Here is a 22,159-nt window from a genome sequence, read left to right as displayed (position 1 = left end):
TTCGTGCTTATTTTATTGTTAGGGTTCCTGTAGTCTGTAATAGTTTTCTGTATGCCAGTGCTGCATCTGCTTTAGCATTGATTACGCCAACGTTTGCTGCAATCTGAGCTGCATCTGCATCCAATAATTCCGTCATGGTAGCCAATCCATTGTCGTATTTATTTTTTGTAATTCTGTAGTTTTCATTAGCCTGTTCTGCAGACTTTTCGAAAACAGTAATTCTTTTTTTAGAATAATCTGTGTTCTGATATTCTCTGTTTACATCAAGCTTGATATTATCATTCAACAATTCGTTGGTTGCCGTCAGCTGCATTTCTCTTGCTCTCGACTGCTTGAGTGCAGAATTTTCTTTCCAGATATTCGAAAGATTGTAAGAAATCCCGACTCCCACGTTCACAGCATTATAAATAGTAAGGAATTTCGGAATATCCGCAGCCACATAACCACCTGTGAAGGCAATTGAAGGAAGGTTTTCAGCTTTCGCAGCTTTCGTCCCCAAGGCAGCAGCCTGTCTCTGCTTGTCTAAAGCCTGTAGGTCCTTACGGTTTTCTCTTGCTTCATTTAGGTAGAAATCAACTGCTTTTACTTCATTTCCTTCATCAATGTAGTTTTGGTCAACCTCAATTTCAGTTGTTTCCGGAAGGCCTAACAACAGATCCATATTGATATTGGCAATATTGTAATTATTTTTTGCTTCCAGCAACTGCAATTCTATATTCGAAGTCTGGAGATTGGCCTTCAAACGGTCGTTTCTGGCAATAACTCCGTTATTTTCAAGCTTTAGAAAAGTTTCGTCTCTTTTCTGCGATGCGGTAAGGTTTTCTTCTAATACTTTGATCGACTGATTGGCTTTAAACAAGTTATTGTAAGCCTGTGCAACATTATAAGCAATAGCTGTTTTATCATTTTCAGTGCTTAATTTTGATGCTTCTACCAGGTATTTTGCAGATTCGATTCCATATCTTATTCTTCCTCCGCTGTAAATCGGAACGCTAAGATTGGCCGAACCGTAAGCAACCTGATGAACTTCAGGGCCTCCGTCTCCGGACACACCGGGAAGCTTTATATTAACATTCGGCTTCAAAGGAAGATACATATAACTTCCTGAAACTTTCAGTTCCGGCAGCTGTCTGTTTTTCGCTTCCAAAAGATCTGCAGTAGCCTCTTCTATTTTTGCGGCGTCGATCTTCAGGTTTTTGCTGTTCTGGATACCCAGCTGCACAGCTTCATCAAGAGTAAGTGTTTTTTTCTCCTGAGCATTTGCGTTTGCAATCCCTACGAACAGAGCCAGCGCAAGGACTGAGTTATTTATTTTCTTCATAACCTAAAAGGTCTTTTAGTAAATATTTAATATGTTTATTAAGTTCTGTGTAATACTTTTCGTCGAAAACTTCTTCATCATCCGTATCATTTAAAAATTCTTTATACATTTCTTTGGCATTGGATGCATAAAACAAAGTTCCGCTTACGGTAGAATGAAGCAGGTAGATCGGAGGATTTTTAGTGAAAATTCCTTTTTGCAGGCCACTTTCCAAGATTTTTGAATACATGGAGATAAATCCCATCTTTGTCTGCTTCAGAAATTCTATAATGTGTGGATTTTCCGCATGAAGCTGTTCCCGCTGCATGATCCTGTAAAAGCATTTGTGATGCCTTACTTTACCTGCAAACTGATCTACGATCTTTTCTACTTTTTCCCACTCATTAATATCTGTTCTTTCAATAATATCTTTTGAAAAAAACTGTCCCTCGTTCATTCTGTATTCCACTAACTTTTCGTACAGTTTTTCTTTTGACCCAAAGTAGTAAGAGATCATAGAGATATTTACATTGGCTGCTTTAGCGATCTCCCTAGTGGAAGTTCCCTCGAAACCTTTTTCAGCAAAAAGTATTTCGGCAGCAAACAGTATATTTTCTTCTTTTGAAATCATTTATTATACTCTCATTTTTACAGGTGCAAATTTACAACGGAATTTTAACAAATCAAACGATTGATTGAATTATTAATTTTATTTTAATATTAATAAATTTAATTATTTGAAAATCAGTATTTTAAATTTTATTTAAAAAATTAATAAACAATATAGACTGTGTGATTGTCATAAAATTCAGAAGAAAACATTCACCAAAAACAAGTGCTGAGATGCATATTTACAGGAAATGAATAAAAAATTTTGTGATGAAGGAATAAAAACTCCGACATATTGCCGGAGATATTTTTATGAGTTTTTATGAATATATCTGGATAATTTTATTCCTAAATCGGTCCAGACAATTTTAGGGTTTCCGTTTCGGGTTAAGTGTAAATCGGCAGTGTTGATCTCTTCTAAAATACTTTCAATATTCGCCCCGCTGATGAATTTTGAGAAACCGATCCAATTAAAACCATTGGCATTAATTTTTTTATAAACAAGATCTTCCGACTGATAATTCTGAAGCAAAGCCAACCTGAAAATCTCTGAACAGTAATTTAAAAAGTTCTTCTGCTTTTCGCGGTTCCAGCCTGCAATTTCTCTTGCCCAAAGAATGATGCTTTTCAAAAACTCAGGTTTCTTTTTTACCATAAAGGCATCTCGCACCCATTGTATAAATAAGGTCTCAAATTCGTCACTTTTATTTCCCGACTGTAAAATTTTAATGGCAACGTTAAGATCTCCTTGGGCCTGATGAATGATTTCCCCTATTTTATCATCTGAAATATTGAAATTCTTTTTTAAATAAATGTCAAGATCTTCATCCTTTATTCTTGGAACTTCAACAATCTGGGTTCTGGAAAGAATGGTTGGTAAGATATCGTTTGTAGATTCTGCAGTAAGTAAAATAATGGTCTTGGCCGGCGGTTCCTCTAAAAATTTCAGGAATTTATTGGAAGCGGCAACATTCATTTTATCAGCCCTCCAGACAATTAAAATCTTGGTTCCGCCTTCAAAACTTTTTAGTGAAAATTTCTGATTCTGATCGTCAATTTCATCGGCAGAAATAAACAACTGCTTATTTTCCGATTCTAAAAATGCCGTCCAGTCATCGTAACTTGAATAAGGGGCATTGATGATCATTTCCCTGAATTCCTCAAACTTATTTTTGCTTAAAGAATTTTTGTTGTCTGTAAAAACCGGAAAGCTGAAATGCAGATCCAGATGATTCAGATGCTCAACCTTTGATCCGGCATGCTCATTCTCGCGGCTCAGAACTTCTTTGGCATAAGCCAGAACCACCGGCAACGTTCCGTAGCCCTCTTTTCCTACGAAAAGCTGGGCGTGGCTCACTCTGTTTTCTGCAATACTGTCGATAAGAAGTTTTTTCAGGCTTTCCTGTCCGGCAATGTTGTCCCAATTCATGGCTCAAAGATAAAGAATTTTTGGAATGGATGATTTGTGAAGGATGAATTTTGCTATCAAGTGAACAGCGCATTTTAGCCGTTTTATTCTATTAAAAAGTTATAAAAATTCACAGGCGAAGCGAATACACAATTCTCAATTCACCATAATTCTACGTATTCATCACCCTTAACAAACTTTAACCTCTGATAATTTTTACAATTCATTAATATTTAAGATATTTGCGCATTGTTTTAAAAATAAAGAATGAAAAAAATCTTTGTACTATCATTCATATCAGTTGGATATTTCCTAAATGCACAGAGTTTAAGCAACTCGCCGTATGCAACTTATGGAATTGGAGATGTAAAATATGATAATACGATTGAAACTGCCTCTATGGGAGGTATATCAACAGCATTTATAAGTGATTTTACCAGCAGCTTTAATTTCGCAAACCCGGCGAACAATGCCAATTTTGAACTTACAAGTATCAGATTGGAAGCAACCAACGAAAACAATTACTTTAAAACAGATTATAACAATACGAAGTCTACCAAACATTCTACGTATTTATCCAATATAGCCTTAGCTTTCCCTTTGTCACCAAAATTGAAGATGGGATTGTCTTATCAGCCTTACAGTTCTAAAAGTTATGAAATTATACATACGGATGAGCTTAAAGATGAAAATGGTCAAGTATATGCTATCAGAGGTAACAGATTCAAGGGAAGCGGTACATTGAATACAGCTCAGATTGCTTTAGGCTATAAGGTAAGTGAAAAGTTTGCGTTGGGAGTAAGAGCAAATTATTATTTTGGAAATCTTTATGATCTTAATGAATTAACACAATCTAACGCCGAGCTTATCAACGGATACGAAACTAAAAACAGTATCAGAAATTTTAATTTCACATTAGGAGGTAGCTACCAGAACTTAAACACAAGTACAGACAAAAAGCTGACCATTGGTGCAACAGCTACTTTTGGAAATACCAGCAACATGACTACTGATTATGTAAACAGTACTTATTTTTATTCTGATGCTTCGGCAACGGTAAAAAGTAACGAAAGTATTATTGATAAGAAAAGCATGAACTCCAACAACCTTTTACCTTTACAGGCTTCAGTGGGTGTAGGTTACGGTGAGGAGAACAGATGGTTTTTGTCTCTTCAGGGAGATTATAAAAAAGGAGAAAACATAGCCTATTTCGGACAGTCTCTGGATCTTAAAGATTCGTACAGGATTTCTGCCGGAGGTTGGTATTTGCCCAACTACAACAATTTCAGAAGCTATTTCTCTAGAGTTGTCTACAGATACGGGGCATTTTATGAAAAAGGAAGCCTTCACCTTGCCGGACAAAACATTAATAAATTCGGATTATCTGCCGGTGTCCTTCTTCCGTTCAAAACGAGCAGCATCACAAGGATGAGCGGTCTTGAATTGGGTATTGAAGTTGGAAAAAGAGGAACTCTTAAAAACAATCTTATCAACCAAAACTACATCAACCTGAGAGTTGGATTCAATTTTGCAGATAAATGGTTTAGAAAGACCTTATATAACTAAAATGACGTTTTTTAGAAACATATTACAAAAAAAAAATATAGCATACCTTTTTAGTTGTGCTATATTTTTTATGGTAACATCCTGTGAAGAAGATCTTACAAAAAAAAATGAGAAACAGAATAAAAACTTCCCTTCGCAGATTATCAACAATGCCAATATTATCCAAAGAGATTCAGGGATTGTAACGATGCGGGCCAAGGCTCCTATAATTGAAAAATACGAATTAATCGACAGTGTATACACCATAGCCAGAAAAGGGATCGACATTCAGTTTTTTGATAAAAAGAAACCCAAAACTCCCGGAACGATTAAGGCAAAATATGCAAAGTTCTACGACTATAAAAGGTTTTATGAAGCCAAAGGAGATGTAAGAATTACCACCAATGAAGGAGATAAATTTGCAATGCAGAGTGTTTACTGGGATCAGGTGAAAAAACATATCTACACCCACGACACCGTTTATGTTACCCGAAAAGACGGTAATACTTTGATCGGGGCGCACGGGATGTGGGCCAAAGATGATTTTTCTGAGTATATATTTTACGAAAATTCAGGGAATTTTACCAGTCAGAAATTTTCTGAAGACAAAAAATAATTTATGATTCTTCATGCCATCGGTCTGATGTCCGGAACAAGTCTGGACGGTCTGGATATCTGTTTAGCAAGATTTGAAAAAAAAGAAACATGGAATTTTGAAATTCTGAATGCTGAAACAGTTCCTTATGAGAAAAATCTGGAAGAACAGCTTAGAAATTCCATTTACCTTTCTGCGGAAGAACTCATGGAACTACATTCGGAATATGGCTTTTACCTGGGAAAAACTGTTAAAAATTTTATTTCTAAACATCAGCCTGAAAAAATTGACTTGATTGCTTCCCACGGACACACAGTTTTCCATCAGCCTCAAAAGAAATTTACTTTACAAATTGGGGACGGAAGAGCGATTAAACTCGAAACCGGTTTACCCGTTATCTATGATTTCAGGACTCAGGATGTTCTGATGGGTGGAAATGGCGCTCCCCTTGTTCCGATCGGCGATGAACTGCTATTTTCCGAATATGATGCCTGCCTTAATTTAGGTGGATTTTCTAATATTTCTTTAAAAATTGACCAACAGAGAATCGCTTTTGATATTGCTCCCGTTAATATTATTCTGAACAAGTTAGTTCAAAAATTCAATAAAAATTTTGATGAAAACGGAGATTTAGCCAGAATGGGAACAATAAATGAAGCCTTATTATTGGAGTTAAACTCATTACCCTTTTATCAACAATCTCATCCGAAATCTCTGGGAATTGAATGGTGTAATGAAAATGTTTTCCCTCTATTTAAAGATATTGAAACGGTCGACCTATTAGCCACTTTTACAGAACATATTGCCCAGCAAATTTCAAAAATTTTCAATAAAAATAAATTAAAGAATGTTCTTTTCACAGGCGGCGGTACTTACAATCAATATTTAATTGAAAAGATCAGATCAAAAACAGACACTGAAATTATTATTCCTGAGAAAGATATTATTGAGTATAAGGAGGCTTTAATCTTCGCATTTATGGGCGTTCTAAGGCTCAACAAAGAAATTAATGTACTAGCGTCTGCTACGGGAAGTTCCCATGATCACAGTTCCGGAATTATGGCATAAAAAAACCTTCATTGCTGAAGGTTCTTTATTTTATTTGTAGGCTTCGATCTTATCTGTTAAGGTATTGATGAAGTTTTGAAGCGGCTTTTCTACCATCATTTTAATGAAAGGATTGAATTTTCCTTCGAACAACATCTGAACTTCTGTTTGGTTTTCATTAAGAGGATTCAAAGTTGCCGTTAAAGAGAAATCTAAGCTGGAGCTTGCCGATTTCAGAACTGCTTTCTGATCGTTTACTTCATCGATTTTTAAAGCAATTTCCGGCATTCCCTGCAATCCGAATTTAAATCCATCTTCTCTCGTTTCAAACTTCTGAAGACCATCCGGCATAAAATCTTTGTAATTTTCCGGAGATTTCAGCACTTCTACCAACTCTTTAGATGATTTATTGACAATAATCTTTCGTCCTTCTAAATTCATTTTTTATTTTTGTATTTAAATTCTTAATTCTTACAAATATATGTATAAAGTTTTTGTGAACGAAAAAAAATTATTACTGTCTAAGCAATCTGAGAACTTAGAAAAAACGCTTGGATACGAAAACGTCACAAGCCTGGAGATCGCTTTGGATATTCTGGAAAATACATCTGTAACGGAATTAAACGTTTTTGGAGAAAATATCGATGAAATCTGGGCAGAGTTTCAAAAACTTTTCAGAATTATTGAAGCGGCAGGAGGGGTTGTTAATCAGCCAAACGGCGATATCCTTTTCATAAAAAGACTTGGAAAATGGGATCTTCCGAAAGGTAAAATGGAGAAAGGAGAATCCCGTGAGGAGTCTGCTGTAAGGGAAATTGAAGAAGAAACGGGCTTGGCTAATGTAGAATTGGTACAATTTATTAATACGACCTATCACATTTATGTTGAAAGAAATGGAGATAAAGTACTGAAATGTACCCATTGGTTTGAAATGAATTTCGATGGAGAAGACACTTCAAAACCGCAGATTGAGGAAGGAATTACTGAAGTTGCCTGGAAAAACACCACTCAGATTGAAGATGAGGTTTTCCCAAGCACATTTAAAAATATCAAACTGATCATTAAAGAATTCTGGGAGACAAAGGCTAAATAAAGTCAATCGATTTTTCTAGAGCGATCCCTCTTGATCCTTTTAATAATATATTTTCTGACTGAATTTTATTTCCTTTTAAATACTCTATTAAATCAGCCGTAGTTTCAAAAGATTTTCCTGATGAATTTACATTTCTGAAGTTTTTCCCGACAGTGATAATTTCATCAAAACCTAGTTCCTGAGCAAGCTGAAGTATGTTTTGATGTTCTTTTTCACTTTCATCCCCAAGTTCCAGCATATCGCCTATAATGATGGTTTTAGAACCTTCAAAGGTGATAAAATTATGCAGGGAAGCATTCATAGAACTCGGGTTGGCGTTGTATGTATCCAAAACTAAAGTCTTGCCCTCTTTTTTTACAACCTGTGAACGCATGTTCGTAGGCGTATAGTTTTCGATGGCATGTCTAATTTTTTCAAAATCAATCCCGAAATGAAGACCCAAACTTGCTGCTGCGCAAAGATTGGTAAAGTTATATTCTCCTGTTAGCTTTGAAACAGCTTTTTTATCCTGATAAGTTAATCCCACAAAATGTTCTTCGGAAAACAACTCAAACTGATAGTCCGAACTGGCTTTTCCAAAGGTAATTTTTGGTGAATAATTTTCCGTTTTTTCTATCTGGATAGGATCATTCTCGTTAACAACGATCGTTTGCTGATGATCTTTAAGGTAATCATACAATTCGGATTTTCCTTTAATCACTCCTTCAAAACCTCCGAAACCTTCCAGGTGAGCCTTCCCAAAATTGGTGATATATCCAAAATCCGGCTGGGCAATTGAACATAAAAGCTCGATCTCCTTCTGATGATTGGCTCCCATTTCGATAACGGCCATTTCATGTTCCGGCTTAATGGAAAGAATTGTTAAGGGAACTCCAATATGGTTATTTAAATTTCCAGAAGTATACTGAACATTGAATTTTTCGGCAAGTACCGCGTGAATAATTTCTTTCGTCGTCGTTTTCCCGTTGCTGCCGGTAAGCCCGATAATAGGAATCTGCAATTGTTTTCTGTGATGAACTGCCAATTCCTGCAAAAATTCTAGTGTAGAACGAACATAGAAAATATTTTTGGCTGTATTTTCATAATCCTGCTGCTCGACAATTACCGCCAAAGCACCTTTTGCTATAGCATCTTCTGCTAATGTAGCCGCATTGAAATTTTCTCCTGAAAATGCAAAGAAAATATCATTTTCAGCGATTTTTCTGCTATCGATGGTTACCTTTTCAGACTGTAAAAATAACGGATAAAACTGTTCTATATTCATAGTTCAAAAATAAAAAAACCTTCCAAAATTTTGGAAGGTTTTTTGAAAATTATTTTGATAAATATTATCTTCTTGTTCTACTCTTATCGCTTACTCTAGCATCTTGAGCTACACGGAATCCAATCCATCCATAAGCTCTATCCTGGCTCTTATATCTTCTTTGTCCCGGATCCAACCAATAAGCTGTATCTTGCCAAGAACCACCTTTTACCACTCTTACATCATTGGTAATACCTGTAGTTCTATCTTTTTTATCTTTCTGCAGTACTACTTTACCGCTTGCATCAACAATAAATCTTGCTTTAGGAGCATTATACATATTGTATGAAGCAGCTGAATCTGAAGCATTTCTGTAATCTAAAGACGATTGTCTGTCACCATCCTTATAGTTTCTGTAATCAGCAATTGTTTCTCTTTCGAAATGACCTGGTAAGTTTCTGTATACTAATCTTCCATCCGCCAATGTATCGTATTTAATGCTGCTTTCGTCAACCATTTTGTAAGTTCCGTCTCCGTTTCTTACAATTGCCTGAGGCATATTTCCTCTGTAATAGTTAAAGTCACTTGCATCTTCATCAATTATTGGTCTGTAAACATCAGCAGTCCATTCAGAAACGTTTCCGTACATTCCGTAGATTCCAAGGTCATTAGAAGGATACTGTCTTACGTCTGAAGTTTGTGCAGAACCGTCGTTTTTCCATCCTGGAAGACCAGAATAGTCACCCGATCCCATTTTGAAGTTTTCAAGGAACATTCCTTTTTCTCTTCCTTTAGTACCTCTAAGAAGTTCAATCTCAGGCTTTTTACCCATATACTGATTGTACTCTCTGTTTTTAGCCATACCTAAAGCTGCATATTCCCATTCAACTTCTGTAGGAAGTCTGAATTTTGAAACCATTGCAGCGTTTGGAGCTCTGTTTGCAGCTAGCAATCTTTGGTTTGTTGTTTTCAAACCTGTTTTCTGCTGCATTCTTTTCTCATTGATATATCCTTGCATTTCCGGATCATTCGATTTGAATTTATCCATGTTGAATGCAGTTCCACCTTGGTTATTAGATTCGTTGATATACAAATCTTTAGCAATAATACCTGCTTGCATTAACGCTTTCTCGTTTGCTCTGTCTGAAAGCCACTCGCAGTATCTGTTTGCCTGAGTCCAAGAAACACCTACTACCGGATAGTAATCAAACTCTGGAGAACGGAAATACGTCTCGTTGTAATCATTTCTAGATAGTTTGTTGTCCCATAATAAGGTATCCGGCAAAGCACCGTTGTAAATTTCCTTAAAACTAGGATCACTTGGAGGGAATACGTACTTCAACCATGTAAGGTATTCGCGGTATTCGTAGTTAGTAATTTCAGTTTCCCCGATAAAGAACGAACTTACCTGCATTCTGCGCGGTGAGTTATTCCAATCGTGCATAACATCATCTTTCACTAATCCCATTGTAAAAGTTCCACCTTCTACATATACCATTCCCGGCCAACCTTTCTGCTTTTGTTGCTTTCCTGCAAAAAACCAACCTTGTTTCTCGTTTGGTTTCCAACCTGTTTTGCTGACAAATTTTTTAGTACCGCCGCCATTATTAGATCCTCCGCAACTGGTTAATGCAAGTGTAGAACTTAATGCTATTAATGAAAACAACTTTAGTTTTTTCATAGTCGATATAAATATTTTCAAAGTACAAAGAAAAAATAAATTATTCAATAAATCAAGTAATAGTTTGATTTTTTTGAAAAACGTTAACAAATTAATTTTATTGTATCACAATTTAATTATAAAATTTTCATTTATTTTGTAATTCAGAAATTTCAATAATAAACATGAAACAAAAAATTTCGCTTTTATTCCTAATAAGCTTTGTATCAATGTTCTGGTCTCAAAGAGTATCCATTGAATGGGATGGCTCTAAAATCCGCGATTACGGCGATACAAAACTGAATCTCCCAAATTTTAAGAATGAAGGATTTTCGTTCAGCCAAAATAACATTTTTATAACAACCAAACAACAAGTTGGCGAAAACCAATTGAAAGTTTCTAATATGGTTTGGGAAAATGTTTCCGGTAAGGATTTGTTTTCATTAAGTAGAGATCTTATCCCTGAAAATGAAGTAAAAGATATTACATATTATAATCTTGAGGGAGGCCGATATGCGAGCATTAATGTATCAGTGTTTAAGAAAATCAACGGGCAGGTTCAGCGATTATCATCATTTGAGATTTCTCCGGGCAATGGATCTAATAATATCGGAAATACTTTAAAAGTTGGTACCACGAATAATCCTTTATCAACAGGAAATTTTTATAAAATAAGAGTTGACAAATCGGGAATCTTTAAAATCACGAAACAGTTTTTGCAGGATAACGGGATTAACCCTTCTTCTGTAAACCCGAAAAACTTCAGAATCTACGGAAATGGAGGTATTATGCTTCCTGAACATAACCAAGATGTAAAATACAGTGCACTCCAGGAAAATGCAATTCAGGTTGTGGGCGAAGATGACGGGGTTTGGAATGACAATGATTATGCTTTGTTCTATGCGCAAGGACCGAATGGCTATAATCTTTATAATACTTCTAACGGAAACGGTTTCAAAAGAAGAGAGACCAGGACTTATGCAACTGAGAATGTGAAGAACATCTATGAGGATTATTCTTATTATTATATTAATTTTGATAAGGGTCCCGGAAAAAGAGTTCAGCCTGTTGATGTGAATCTGCCGACAACTCCTTTAATTACAAGATTTGATAATTATCAGGTGATCAACAATGATCAAAAAAATCTGATGAAAGTCGGAAGAACATGGGTTGAAGATACCCCTTTTATTACGGATAAAGCAGTTAGCTTTACAACGGCTTCTCCAATTCAGGCAGGTGATGCCATCCGATATAAAGCTCAGGTTATAGGTTATAAATCGCAAAAAAATAAACTTACTTACGATATCAATACTCAAAATCCTGTTCCTTTCACAGTTCCTGAACCAGATCAAGGGTCTACATACGAATTTCACCCGATGACCTACCAAGGTATTATTACAGGTTTAAGCGGAAACCAGATTACTTTTAATCTTAAACCAGATATTACCTTAAATCCGAACGGTACTTTTTATCCTGATTATTTCGAAGTTCAATACAAGGATAATCTGAACTTCAATGGAACTCAGATGAGTTTCAGAGATTTTTCACTGGTAAGCGGCAGCAATACTAATTATGGTTTCAGTATGACCAATGCGGCTTCGGCTGAGCAGATCTGGGATGTTACCGATATTACCAATGCCAACAGAAGGGTAAATAAAGCTGCCGGAAATACTACTTTTAATTTCGGCTATATCACTTCCGATCAGAATTTTAATAATGAATTTGTGGCTTTCAGGGCAGATGCAGCATTCAGTCCGCAATTTGTGGGAAGAATCAATAACCAGAACCTTTCAGCACTTCAAAATGTTGATTATTTGATCATTACGACTCCTGAAATGATGGGACAGGCGCAAAGATTGGCCAATTATCATCAGACAAAAAACAACTACAATGTACAAATTGTAGATACCGACAGAATTTATAATGAATTTGGGAGCGGAAGTAGAGATCTCACTGCTATAAGAGATTTTGTTTCTAAGCTGAATACTCCTTTGGGAACATTAAAATATGTGTTTATTTTAGGAGATACTTCGTATGACTTCAAAAACAGAATATCGAATAACTCTAATGTAGTGTCTAGTTATCAGAGTGAGGTTTCCAGTGATCTAGTAAGATCTTTCGTTACTGATGATTATATCGTAATGACGAAACCACAAACCAGCAGTTATATCGACTCGAACCTTCCAGATCTTCCGGTAGGAAGAATACCGGCAGCTAATGGCACAGAAGCAGGTAATATGATTGATAAAACATTAGCGTATTACAACAGTTTATCCGGGCAGTCTACTCCTTTTGGAGAATGGAGAATGAAACTTGATTTTGTTGTAGACGATGATAATGATGGTCCCGGTCTTGTTCCTTTTCATACAGTTATGAACAATTCTTTGGCGTCTGTTTTTGAACAACCATCATCAACAAACCTAAAAGAGTATAATATAAGAAAATTATATTTAGATGCATTTGCAGCACAAAGTACTGCAGGAGGACAAAGATATCCCCAAGTGAACCAAGCTATTTCCAATGACATAGGAAACAGTTTATACCTTTTCTATTTCGGACATGGAGGTATCAACGGCTGGGCCCAGGAAAGAGTTTTGACACTTAATGAAGTTCAAAATGCCAATAACTTCTCGAATGTGTACAGCAGATTCCCGTTTGTATCTACCATTACTTGTGAATTTACACTTTGGGATGAGCCGGAAACATCTTCTGCCGGAGAACAGTTCATTAAACTAAAACAGGGAGGTCCCGCTACGATGATTACCTCAAGCCGTGCCATCAATGTAGGGTATGGTGTAGACTTTACCAATACTTTTACACAGAAAATCTTTACCCTTACCAATGATGATTTCGAGACCTTAGGATATGCTCATTTAAATGCTAAGAAACAATATGGTTCTTCTTCGGAACATTTAAAGGTAAACTTTTTGGGAGATCCTGCTATGAAACTAAGCAGACCTAAAAGATTATTAATCATAGACAATATTGAAACTCCTGTACCTGGTTTAATCAGAGGACTGGATTTTGTAAAAATAAAAGGGCACATCAACAATCCGAACGGAACCGTAAATACTACTTTCAACGGAAGAGTTGTGATTAATATTTTCGATAAGAGGTTGAACAAATCAACTTTAAATAACGACGGAGGATTAACTCCTGTTCTACAATATACAGAAGAAGGAAGTGCTATTGTAAAAGCATCAGGAACAGCCGTAAACGGTGTTTTCACGGTAGAATTTTATGTTCCTAAAGACATCAACTATGCCGTTGGGGAAGGAAGAATCTTAGGATATGCAGATAACAAAGCATCAGATGTATTTAATAATCAGGCTGTACAGGTAGGTGATATTAATCCCAACGGAATTAATGATAATGAGCCTCCAAAAGTAAAATTGTACATGAACAATACCAACTTTGCAGACGGTGGTATTACAGATCAAAATCCAATGTTACTGGCATGTGTTACGGATGATACAGGAATTAATTCCACAGGGTCTGGTATTGGTCACGATATTACAGTATATTTGGACGGGCAAATTATCAACACCATCGTTCTGAATGATTTTTATGCATCAGGAGAAGGAAATGGATGTTTAAGCCCAAGTCTTGCAGATTATCAAAAAGGAAATGTAACCTACCCTTTCAGAAATCTTGCGATAGGACAACACCAGTTAACATTTAAAGTTTGGGATATAAACAATAATTCGACAACTGCAACGTTAAACTTTGAGGTTAAGGATGAAGCCGATCAACATCTGATTATCAACAGACCGTTGAACTGGCCCAACCCTTTCACCAACAAAACGTACGTTCAGTTTGAGCATAATTGTGATGATATCCTTGATGTAAACGTTCAAATCTACACAATTACAGGAAAATTGGTAAGAACTTTATCACAGCCTGTTGTTGCAGAACCGTTCCTACAGGGCTTTAGAACCCCTCGCCAGGCAATAGAATGGGACGGAAGAGATGATTTTGGTGCTACAGTAGCAAAAGGTACGTATATTTTTAAGATATTTGCAAAAAGTCAAAATCAGGAAAAATGCAAAGGAAGTGCTACAGCTGTAGAAAAAATGGTACTTTTGAAATAAATTTAAAACAATAACAGTAATAATATTAACAAAAAACTGATAATATATAAAAGACAACATATGAATTTAACTACTAAACTGCTTTTAGGAATTGGGTTAAGTGCTGGTTTTTTAGGCTATTCTCAAGATTTAAGTCTAGTAAGACCTGTATTAACCGGAGCTCCTTTCTTAAGAATCGCGCCGGATGCAAGAGCTGGAGGTATGGGAGACCAAGGTGTGGTAACCTCTCCGGATGCTTTTTCACAATTCTGGAATGCCGCGAAATATCCTTTCAGCAGAACAAGTTCTTCCGTAGGGTTAAACTACACACCATACATGGGAAAACTTACCAATGATGTGTTTTTATTATACGGAGCATTCCACAAATTCTTAGGGCAGGAAGAAAGATCTACCATCTCTGCGAGTATCTATTACTTCAATATGGGGGAAGTAGACCTTACTCAATTAGTAGGAAATGAGGTAACATCCATGGGTACCTCAAAGCCAAACGAATTCTCGATCGACGTTGCGTACGGTCTTAAACTATCGGACTCTTATTCCATGGCCGTTACCGGTAGATATATCCGTTCAGATTTAGCCGGAGGTTTCAACACAGATACTACTCTGAAACCCGCAAACTCTTTTGCGGTTGATATTTCAGGATACTATACCTCTCCTAAATTCTCAAGTTTCGGAAATATGGATGGTAAAATCAACGGAGGTTTTGCAATTCAGAACTTAGGTCCGAAATTAGACTACACAGGAAACGAGGAATCAAGATCCTATCTTCCGACAATGGCTAGATTAGGGGTTGGTTATGACATGTATCTGGATGATATGAACAGAGTCGGAATAAGTGTTGAAGGTTCTAAAATTTTAGTTCCCGGATCAGAATACATAGGTACGGATCCCAATACAAGACAACCGATATATGAAGTGCCAAATGTGGGACCAATTGCAGGTATCGGAAAATCTTTCAAAAACAAAAACTCTATCATGATGAGTGGAGCATTAGAATATTCTTATGACAATGCCTTCTCTGTAAGAACAGGTTATTTCCACGAAAGTGAAGAGCAGGGAGCAAGACAATTTGCTACTGCGGGTATCGGTTTAAAATACCGTTCTTTCGGATTGGATATTTCTTATCTGATCAATATGTCTAAAATCAATACAGCCTTGGATAACACCCTTCGTTTCGGTCTTACCTGGAACATTGGTGAAGAAACTTCAAATGTAGATTATTAAGAATATATTCTGATATCAATACAAAGCTCCATTTTTAATGGGGCTGTTTTGTTATATTTTATTTTCTGGAGCTGTTTCCCGCTCTCCGCACTCGCTATTTTTTTGTTTCGGCGCGGCAGCTCCGCTGCCGCGCCGAAACAAAAAAATGAGCTCAAACAAAGCTGCGATCGGGGCTAAAAATTGAATTGCAAACTTTACATTGCCAATCAATTGTCAATTCACTTCGGTCCTAATCCTGAAAATCATCATTTGCTTTCGATGAAAAATTCACAATTCACAATAAAATAAAATCTGATATTTCAAAATATCTTCAGAAAAGTCTTATTTTTATAAGGCTTTTTGTTTTGCCAATACCTAATTTTGCAGCATGAATTATTCCGCGGAGCTCAAAAAATTCGTAACCAGCCAATATGTATATTCTGCCATCAGAATTACATTAGCCACTGTTTTACCCTGTCTTGTTCTTGCCCACTTCGGAATTTTAAAAGAATATTTCCTCTTTCCGCTTGGAACGAGCTTCGTTGCCCTTACCGATCAGCCTGGACCTTTTATCCGAAGAAGAAATGCATTAACCTTCGCAACCATTTGCTTCGTGTTCGTTGCCCTGATTGCAAGCCTGGTAATGAAAATCAAAATTCTGGTTTTCGCTGAGATCATCGTTTTCGGAATGTTCTTTTCATTAATTGGTGTTTACGGACAAAGATTAGCAGCAGTGGGATCGCTTTCACTGGTTGTTTTAGCCATCTTCATTGATGGACATTTAACAGGAGTCGATATTTTTAAAAGTTTACTGATTTTCGCTTCCGGCTGTGTATGGTTTTTATTGATCTTTTTAATTGTAACAACCATTCAGCCTTACAAATTGGCAAGCCAGATGATTGGGGAAAATTATCTTCAGCTGGCCGAATTCTTAAAGATCAAAGCCAATTACTATCAGAAAAATCCTGATTTCGATAAACTCACCACACAGGTTATCGCCAAGCAAATCGAAATAAAAAACCTTCAGGAAGAAACCAGAGAAACTGTGTTCAAAACAAGGGTTATTGTGAATGAATCCACAACAACAAGCCGTCTATTGATGTTAATGCTATTGAATTCGATGGATCTTCATGAAAAACTGATGACTTCCGAAAGCGATTACGAAAAACTTCAGAAAAGCTTTGACGATTCTGAAATTTTAGTCAATATTCATGATTATCTGAATTTACTTGCTGAAGAAATCACCAACATCGGGATTTCTCTTCAATTGGGAACAAGAGCAAAACCAATGTTCAACCTCGATGTTGAATTAAAAAGCCTCAATCACAATTATTTTGATCTAAGAAACAAAAGAATTTCACCCGATAATTTCGAGGATTTTATGATCTTGCGACAGATTTTAATGCGCATCAATGAAATCACGAAAGAAATCAACGAGATTTATAAAGTTTTTTCACAAAATGTAAAACTGGCAAAAAGTCTTTCCACAGGATTAGATTTAAAGAAATTTATGCCCAATGAAGAAAAGCTTAATTTTAAGGTTTTAAAAAATAATATTTCGCTTTCATCCTCGCATTTCCGTCATGCATTGAGAATTACGATTGCTTTATTGTTGGGATATACGTTTTCATTATTTCAGTTTATAGGAATCGGCCATACCTATTGGATTTTAATTACGACAGTAGCCATTCTTAAACCCGCCTACTCCATCACAAAACAAAGAAACCTGCTGCGTCTGTACGGAACGATTGCCGGAGCCGTAATTGCGTACGGAATCCTACATTTTGTTCACATCAATGAAGTTTTGTTTACCATTCTTTTGTTGAGCATGATCATGTGCTTCAGCTTCCTGAAAGGAAGATATTTCTGGGCGGTTCTGTTTATGACGATTTATGTTTTTTTGAGTTTTAATTTTTTAAGTCCGGGAAATATTGATGTTATTTTTAAAGACAGAATTGTAGACACCATTGTTGCCGGAGTTATTACTTCTCTGGTTTCATACATGGTACTTCCGGTTTGGGAACACACCCAGAATTTAGATTTAATGAAAAAATCAGCAGAAACGAATCTAATTTATTTCCAAAGTGTTATATCTAAATTTCTTGGAGAAAGTTTTGATATCGAAGATTATAAAGTAAAGCGTAAAAATGCTATCATTTCATTAGCCAATCTTTCCGACAACTTCCAGCGAATGATTTCTGATCCAAAAAACCAGCAGAAAAAATTGGAAATTGTTCATCAGTTTGTGGCGACTTCCCATTTGATTACTGCTTATACCGCATCTCTTTCTCAATATGTAAAAGATGATGAGAAATATCCTGAAATCGATGCCGAAGGATGGAGCAAAAAAATCGAAGCCGAATTACAACAGGTTTCTAATCTGCTGAACGGAAATAAAATTGATGAAGTTTTGAAGATGGACAGCCGTATCGAGCCGGAAGATTCATCTTTGGAAGATTTGATTTTAAAAAGAAGAACCGAATTGATCGAAAACGAAAGCTACGATCTGAGGGATCCTAATAAAATTTCACATTTAACGGAACTGAAAAACATCCATGACGTGTTGGAGCTGATTTATGACGTTGCTAAAGAACAAAGAAAAGTAATCGAAAAATACAGGAACGAAGCAGCAGCAGTTGGGAGTACTGAAGTTATTCCTCAACAATCGTGAAACAATAATCGTCGAAAAACTCCACCCTTGCTTTAAATTCATCGGAAATTTGATCATCATACACCCTGCATTTGATGTGATGAAGATGCTTTAATTCAAAAGGTCTTACTTCGTAATGTTTTTTCAGCGACCAGTGTTTGGAATGATGAATTTTGTACATGCTTTCCTTCACGCTCCAAATAATCGTATAAAAAGTAGATTCATTATCAAAAGGGATAAAATCTCTTTCATTTTCATACGTGAATTTATCAATTACCCTCAAAATTTTAGGGTTAAATTTTTCTATATCAATCCCAATTTTATTTTTAGAAATCGCAATGGCTGCAAATGGAAAAGAATGGGTAATCGAAATTTCCGCATCTTTTGGAAACAAAAATGGTTCTCTTTCTTTATATAAAATTTTTGAATGTGGCTTTAAACCTTTTAAAAGTTTGCGAACCATCAAAACCTCCAACAATTTTTTCGGATGATAATCTTTTACTTTCTCAGCATTTTCAGGCTCCAAAAGTTGATTAATATCCAGATCTTCGGTTTCATCGTATTTCCATACAAGAATCGTAGCATTATCATCAGAAAAATCGCGGTAAAGAGGCATGGGTTTGTTTATGGGACAAAATTAGTGAAAAAATTTTTGGCGGGAAATTGGGAGTTGGAAGTATGAGGTTTTACTCCTGACTTTTTATTTTTTGTTTTTGGCTTTGAACCTCAATTAAAATAAAATATTGGTCAGTTTGAGTAGAAATTATTCGTAATGAAATGGAAAATAATTTTGTATCGAGAATTTTTACTTTCAGCAACTTCTCAATACAATTTTTTCAAAATCTACTTGAGCCGACGATCTATTAATAGAATTAGGATTTAATCTCGAAAATAAGTTGTTCAAAATTTTAAACAAAAAAATTCACTCAAATCCGAAGACTCAAGTGAATTTAATATTATTTAAAAGCTAAAACACAATAAAGCAGTTAGTAGTAAAACCTCCCGCTTTCCTCATCGAGCTTCCTACAAATTATTTCGTCTGATGGTTCACATCATTTCTGTGTTCCATAATTTCAAGATTCTGATCTACGAAATATGCACTTCCGAATCCGTTTACATAAGAACCTTTCACCGGATGAAGCCCGATCAAGATGAAATCTTTCATTTCAGCGATAACGTCTACAACCTTTCCGTGAGTTTCTTTTAATTGAGAAACAACTGCGTTCCAGGTTTCAGAATCTCTTTCAACCTGAGAAGTTGCCGCTTCGATTGTCAATCTCTCACGAGCGTAGATCTGTTTTGTTTCAGATTCGTCTTCGATAAACATGATTGAAGTTTTTCTTCCGTCAGCAAGGTTTTTTGTGTGCTTTGCCATGAAAGAAACCAATATATAAAATGTGTTGTCTACTTGTACAAAAGGGGCATAACTAGAATTAGGCGTTCCTTCAGCATCTACCGTTGCTAAAATTACACTGTTTGTTCTCTCGATAAGTTCTTTAACTTTCGGAGTGAGTGGTTTTGCTTGTTTCCGTGCTTCTTCCTGTGTATGTGTATGATTCATAATAAAAGATTTATTCGCGCAAAAATAGCTTATTTAGACTAAAGAAAAATAATTTTTGTATAAAATATCTGTAAAATGGCTGGAAGATAAAGGTTTGAAGATGGAATTTGGTGCTCGCTAAATAATTTATGGTTGTTTTTTTACTAATAATTAAAAATTTGTCTAAACCTTTTATTTGATCTATTAATGATTTTTCAAATATTGAAGTGAAAGACTACCACCCTAGCCCCGATTGCAACGGCATCCTTTTGTGTAGTGAAAACGGAACAAAAGATATAGTGGAAAGCGGGAAATAGCTCCTAAAAAAATTAAGTAAATTCCAAATGCTAAAACAAAAAATCCAATTCTTATAACCTTAAAAATTTTCTTCTTCCAACTTCATGCTTCCGTCTTACAGCCAAACCAAATTCCCAAAATGTCATTTCTCTATCTAAATTATTAATTGTAATTTTGCATTTTAATTATCGTTGAATTAAAACCTATTCATTACATATGAGTACTACAACACAATACGTTCCTTACAAAGTGAAGGATATCTCCCTTGCAGAATGGGGAAGAAAAGAAATTACCCTTGCAGAAGCAGAAATGCCAGGTTTGATGGCTATCCGTGAAGAGTACGGACCGTCTCAACCATTAAAAGGTGCAAGAATCGCTGGATGTCTTCACATGACGATCCAAACGGCTGTGCTTATCGAGACATTGGTAGCTTTAGGAGCTGAAGTTACTTGGTCTTCTTGTAATATTTTCTCTACACAGGATCACGCTGCTGCTGCAATTGCTGCTGCAGGAATTCCGGTTTACGCTTGGAAAGGTCTAAATGAAGAAGAATTCGATTGGTGTATTGAACAGACTTTATTCTTTGGTGAAGACAGAAAACCCTTGAACATGATTTTGGATGATGGTGGAGATTTGACGAACATGGTTTTTGATAAATATCCTGAATTCACAAAAGATATCAAAGGACTTTCTGAAGAAACGACAACTGGAGTTCACAGATTGTACGAAAGAATGAAAAACGGAACTTTGGTGATGCCTGCTATCAACGTAAACGATTCAGTGACTAAATCTAAATTCGACAATAAATACGGATGTAAAGAATCTGCAGTAGATGCTGTAAGAAGAGCGACAGACGTAATGTTGGCTGGAAAAAGAGTGGTTGTTTGCGGATACGGAGACGTAGGTAAAGGTACTGCTGCATCTTTCAGAGGAGCGGGTTCTATCGTTACGGTTACTGAGATCGATCCAATTTGTGCGCTTCAAGCTGCAATGGATGGTTACGAAGTGAAAAGATTGGATACTGTGGTTGATAACGCAGATATCGTAATCACGACTACCGGTAACTTCAACATTGTAAGAAAAGAGCATTTCTTAAAATTAAAGGATAAAGCAATCGTTTGTAACATCGGTCACTTCGATAATGAAATCGATATGGCTTGGTTGAACGAAAACTACGGTCACACAAAAACTGAAGTGAAACCTCAGGTGGACATCTATACTCTTGAAGAAGGTAAAGAGGTTATCATTCTTGCTGAAGGTAGATTAGTAAACTTAGGATGCGCTACAGGTCACCCGTCTTTCGTAATGTCAAACTCTTTCTCTAACCAAACTTTGGCTCAGATCGAACTTTGGAACAACTCTGAAGCTTATGGAAACGAAGTATACATGTTACCTAAGCATTTGGATGAAAAAGTAGCAGCTCTTCACCTTAAGAAATTAAGCGTAGAACTGGAAACTCTTTCTCCTGAACAGGCTGAGTACATCGGTGTTGACGTGAAAGGTCCTTTCAAACCTGAGTATTACAGATACTAAGAATTGTCATCCTTGCTTATAGTGAGCTTGTCGAACTTTCGAAGGATCTCAACATAACAGACTCTCCAATTTTTGGAGAGTTTTTTACTCAAAATCTAATATCCTCTAACACTCCAACTCAACTAGAAGCTATTTCCTGCTCTCCACACTCGTTATTTTCTGGATTTATTTTTGCGGCGGCTTCGCCGCCGCAAAAATAAATCCAGAAAATGAGCTCAAACAAATGCTGCGATCAGGGCTAGGAAATTACACCCGTGAAAAGTCAATTGTTAATTTCATCGTAAGTGAATGATGAATTTTACTTGAAGTTATAAAATTGACAAGTGAACCAATTATATGAAATGA

Annotated in this window: 16 protein-coding genes; 8 read left to right on the top strand and 8 right to left on the bottom strand. The window is 36.1% G+C overall.

Features of this window, described 5'->3' with window-relative positions:
- Window positions 1–7: 7 nt before the first annotated feature.
- From BUA89_RS01240 to BUA89_RS01230, 3 genes are all read right to left on the bottom strand, one after another.
- A complete protein-coding gene (locus BUA89_RS01240) occupies window positions 8–1,321 on the bottom strand; it encodes a TolC family protein (RefSeq protein WP_072952808.1) in 1,314 nt (437 codons plus the stop codon).
- Window positions 1,305–1,931: a TetR/AcrR family transcriptional regulator gene (locus BUA89_RS01235; protein WP_072952807.1), complete on the bottom strand. Its 627-nt coding sequence runs from the start codon at window positions 1,929–1,931 to the stop codon at window positions 1,305–1,307. The genes BUA89_RS01240 and BUA89_RS01235 overlap by 17 nt, the downstream gene beginning before the upstream one ends.
- Before the next feature lie 288 nt (window positions 1,932–2,219).
- Window positions 2,220–3,338: a DNA polymerase III subunit gene (locus BUA89_RS01230; protein ID WP_072952806.1), complete on the bottom strand. Its 1,119-nt coding sequence runs from the start codon at window positions 3,336–3,338 to the stop codon at window positions 2,220–2,222.
- A gap of 246 nt (window positions 3,339–3,584) precedes the next feature.
- Here BUA89_RS01230 and BUA89_RS01225 point away from each other — a divergent pair, with 246 nt between their 5' ends.
- From BUA89_RS01225 to BUA89_RS01215, 3 genes are read left to right on the top strand one after another with little or no spacing between them, the layout of a single operon-like run.
- Complete coding sequence (locus tag BUA89_RS01225) at window positions 3,585–4,883, top strand: hypothetical protein (RefSeq protein ID WP_072952805.1); 1,299 nt, start codon at window positions 3,585–3,587, stop codon at window positions 4,881–4,883.
- A 1-nt stretch (window position 4,884) separates the two neighbouring features.
- Window positions 4,885–5,478: an LPS export ABC transporter periplasmic protein LptC gene (gene lptC / locus BUA89_RS01220; protein ID WP_072952804.1), complete on the top strand. Its 594-nt coding sequence runs from the start codon at window positions 4,885–4,887 to the stop codon at window positions 5,476–5,478.
- A gap of 3 nt (window positions 5,479–5,481) precedes the next feature.
- Entirely contained in the window at window positions 5,482–6,525 is a 1,044-nt protein-coding gene (locus BUA89_RS01215; RefSeq protein WP_072952803.1) for an anhydro-N-acetylmuramic acid kinase, read from the top strand.
- 30 nt (window positions 6,526–6,555) lie between these two features.
- Here BUA89_RS01215 and BUA89_RS01210 read toward each other — a convergent pair whose 3' ends face one another.
- Window positions 6,556–6,945 carry a hypothetical protein gene (locus BUA89_RS01210; RefSeq protein WP_055980700.1) on the bottom strand — a complete coding sequence of 130 codons (390 nt, stop codon included), beginning with the start codon at window positions 6,943–6,945 and terminating at the stop codon, window positions 6,556–6,558.
- 40 nt (window positions 6,946–6,985) lie between these two features.
- On the opposite strand from BUA89_RS01210, the gene BUA89_RS01205 reads away from it, so the two are divergent.
- Window positions 6,986–7,597 (top strand): NUDIX hydrolase, encoded by a 612-nt coding sequence (locus BUA89_RS01205; protein ID WP_072952802.1) that lies wholly within the window; start codon window positions 6,986–6,988, stop codon window positions 7,595–7,597.
- Here the strand turns inward: BUA89_RS01205 and BUA89_RS01200 are convergent.
- Window positions 7,590–8,861, bottom strand: coding sequence for a UDP-N-acetylmuramoyl-tripeptide--D-alanyl-D-alanine ligase (locus BUA89_RS01200; RefSeq protein ID WP_072952801.1), 1,272 nt, complete (start codon window positions 8,859–8,861; stop codon window positions 7,590–7,592). The two genes, BUA89_RS01205 and BUA89_RS01200, sit on opposite strands and share 8 nt — an antisense overlap.
- A gap of 64 nt (window positions 8,862–8,925) precedes the next feature.
- The gene (gene gldJ, locus BUA89_RS01195; RefSeq protein ID WP_072952800.1) at window positions 8,926–10,521 is read right to left on the bottom strand and encodes a gliding motility lipoprotein GldJ; all 1,596 of its coding nucleotides are present in this window, start codon (window positions 10,519–10,521) and stop codon (window positions 8,926–8,928) included.
- Window positions 10,522–10,685: 164 nt separating this feature from the next.
- Between gldJ and porU the strand changes: the two genes are divergently transcribed.
- The 3 genes from porU (at window position 10,686) to BUA89_RS01180 (ending at window position 18,465) form a co-directional block, all read left to right on the top strand.
- A complete protein-coding gene (porU, locus tag BUA89_RS01190) occupies window positions 10,686–14,591 on the top strand; it encodes a type IX secretion system sortase PorU (protein ID WP_072952799.1) in 3,906 nt (1,301 codons plus the stop codon).
- A 60-nt stretch (window positions 14,592–14,651) separates the two neighbouring features.
- Entirely contained in the window at window positions 14,652–15,815 is a 1,164-nt protein-coding gene (gene porV, locus BUA89_RS01185) for a type IX secretion system outer membrane channel protein PorV (protein WP_072952798.1), read from the top strand.
- Between the two features lie 367 nt (window positions 15,816–16,182).
- Complete coding sequence (locus tag BUA89_RS01180) at window positions 16,183–18,465, top strand: FUSC family protein (protein ID WP_072952797.1); 2,283 nt, start codon at window positions 16,183–16,185, stop codon at window positions 18,463–18,465.
- Here BUA89_RS01180 and BUA89_RS01175 read toward each other — a convergent pair.
- Window positions 18,446–19,060: a 4'-phosphopantetheinyl transferase superfamily protein gene (locus BUA89_RS01175; protein ID WP_072952796.1), complete on the bottom strand. Its 615-nt coding sequence runs from the start codon at window positions 19,058–19,060 to the stop codon at window positions 18,446–18,448. The two genes, BUA89_RS01180 and BUA89_RS01175, sit on opposite strands and share 20 nt — an antisense overlap.
- A gap of 414 nt (window positions 19,061–19,474) precedes the next feature.
- A complete protein-coding gene (locus BUA89_RS01170) occupies window positions 19,475–20,005 on the bottom strand; it encodes a HugZ family pyridoxamine 5'-phosphate oxidase (protein WP_072952795.1) in 531 nt (176 codons plus the stop codon).
- Between the two features lie 492 nt (window positions 20,006–20,497).
- Between BUA89_RS01170 and ahcY the strand changes: the two genes are divergently transcribed.
- The gene (ahcY, locus tag BUA89_RS01165) at window positions 20,498–21,814 is read left to right on the top strand and encodes an adenosylhomocysteinase (RefSeq protein WP_072952794.1); all 1,317 of its coding nucleotides are present in this window, start codon (window positions 20,498–20,500) and stop codon (window positions 21,812–21,814) included.
- The last annotated feature ends 345 nt before the right edge of the window (window positions 21,815–22,159 follow it).

It is taken from the genome of Chryseobacterium arachidis, assembly GCF_900129245.1.
GTDB classification, from domain to species: Bacteria; Bacteroidota; Bacteroidia; order Flavobacteriales; family Weeksellaceae; genus Chryseobacterium; species Chryseobacterium arachidis.
Note: the sequence above shows the minus strand (reverse complement) of the source record. Positions and strands in the feature narration are given on the sequence as shown.

Coding starts and splice junctions, on each gene's coding strand:
- BUA89_RS01215 (WP_072952803.1), top strand. CDS start 5,482: ATGATTCTTCATGCCATCGGTCTGATGTCCGGAACAAGTCTGGACGGT.
- gldJ (WP_072952800.1), bottom strand. CDS start 10,521: ATGAAAAAACTAAAGTTGTTTTCATTAATAGCATTAAGTTCTACACTT.
- lptC (WP_072952804.1), top strand. CDS start 4,885: ATGACGTTTTTTAGAAACATATTACAAAAAAAAAATATAGCATACCTT.
- BUA89_RS01205 (WP_072952802.1), top strand. CDS start 6,986: ATGTATAAAGTTTTTGTGAACGAAAAAAAATTATTACTGTCTAAGCAA.
- BUA89_RS01200 (WP_072952801.1), bottom strand. CDS start 8,861: ATGAATATAGAACAGTTTTATCCGTTATTTTTACAGTCTGAAAAGGTA.
- BUA89_RS01230 (WP_072952806.1), bottom strand. CDS start 3,338: ATGAATTGGGACAACATTGCCGGACAGGAAAGCCTGAAAAAACTTCTT.
- BUA89_RS01180 (WP_072952797.1), top strand. CDS start 16,183: ATGAATTATTCCGCGGAGCTCAAAAAATTCGTAACCAGCCAATATGTA.
- BUA89_RS01240 (WP_072952808.1), bottom strand. CDS start 1,321: ATGAAGAAAATAAATAACTCAGTCCTTGCGCTGGCTCTGTTCGTAGGG.
- BUA89_RS01225 (WP_072952805.1), top strand. CDS start 3,585: ATGAAAAAAATCTTTGTACTATCATTCATATCAGTTGGATATTTCCTA.
- ahcY (WP_072952794.1), top strand. CDS start 20,498: ATGAGTACTACAACACAATACGTTCCTTACAAAGTGAAGGATATCTCC.
- porV (WP_072952798.1), top strand. CDS start 14,652: ATGAATTTAACTACTAAACTGCTTTTAGGAATTGGGTTAAGTGCTGGT.
- BUA89_RS01175 (WP_072952796.1), bottom strand. CDS start 19,060: ATGCCTCTTTACCGCGATTTTTCTGATGATAATGCTACGATTCTTGTA.
- BUA89_RS01210 (WP_055980700.1), bottom strand. CDS start 6,945: ATGAATTTAGAAGGACGAAAGATTATTGTCAATAAATCATCTAAAGAG.
- BUA89_RS01170 (WP_072952795.1), bottom strand. CDS start 20,005: ATGAATCATACACATACACAGGAAGAAGCACGGAAACAAGCAAAACCA.
- porU (WP_072952799.1), top strand. CDS start 10,686: ATGAAACAAAAAATTTCGCTTTTATTCCTAATAAGCTTTGTATCAATG.
- BUA89_RS01235 (WP_072952807.1), bottom strand. CDS start 1,931: ATGATTTCAAAAGAAGAAAATATACTGTTTGCTGCCGAAATACTTTTT.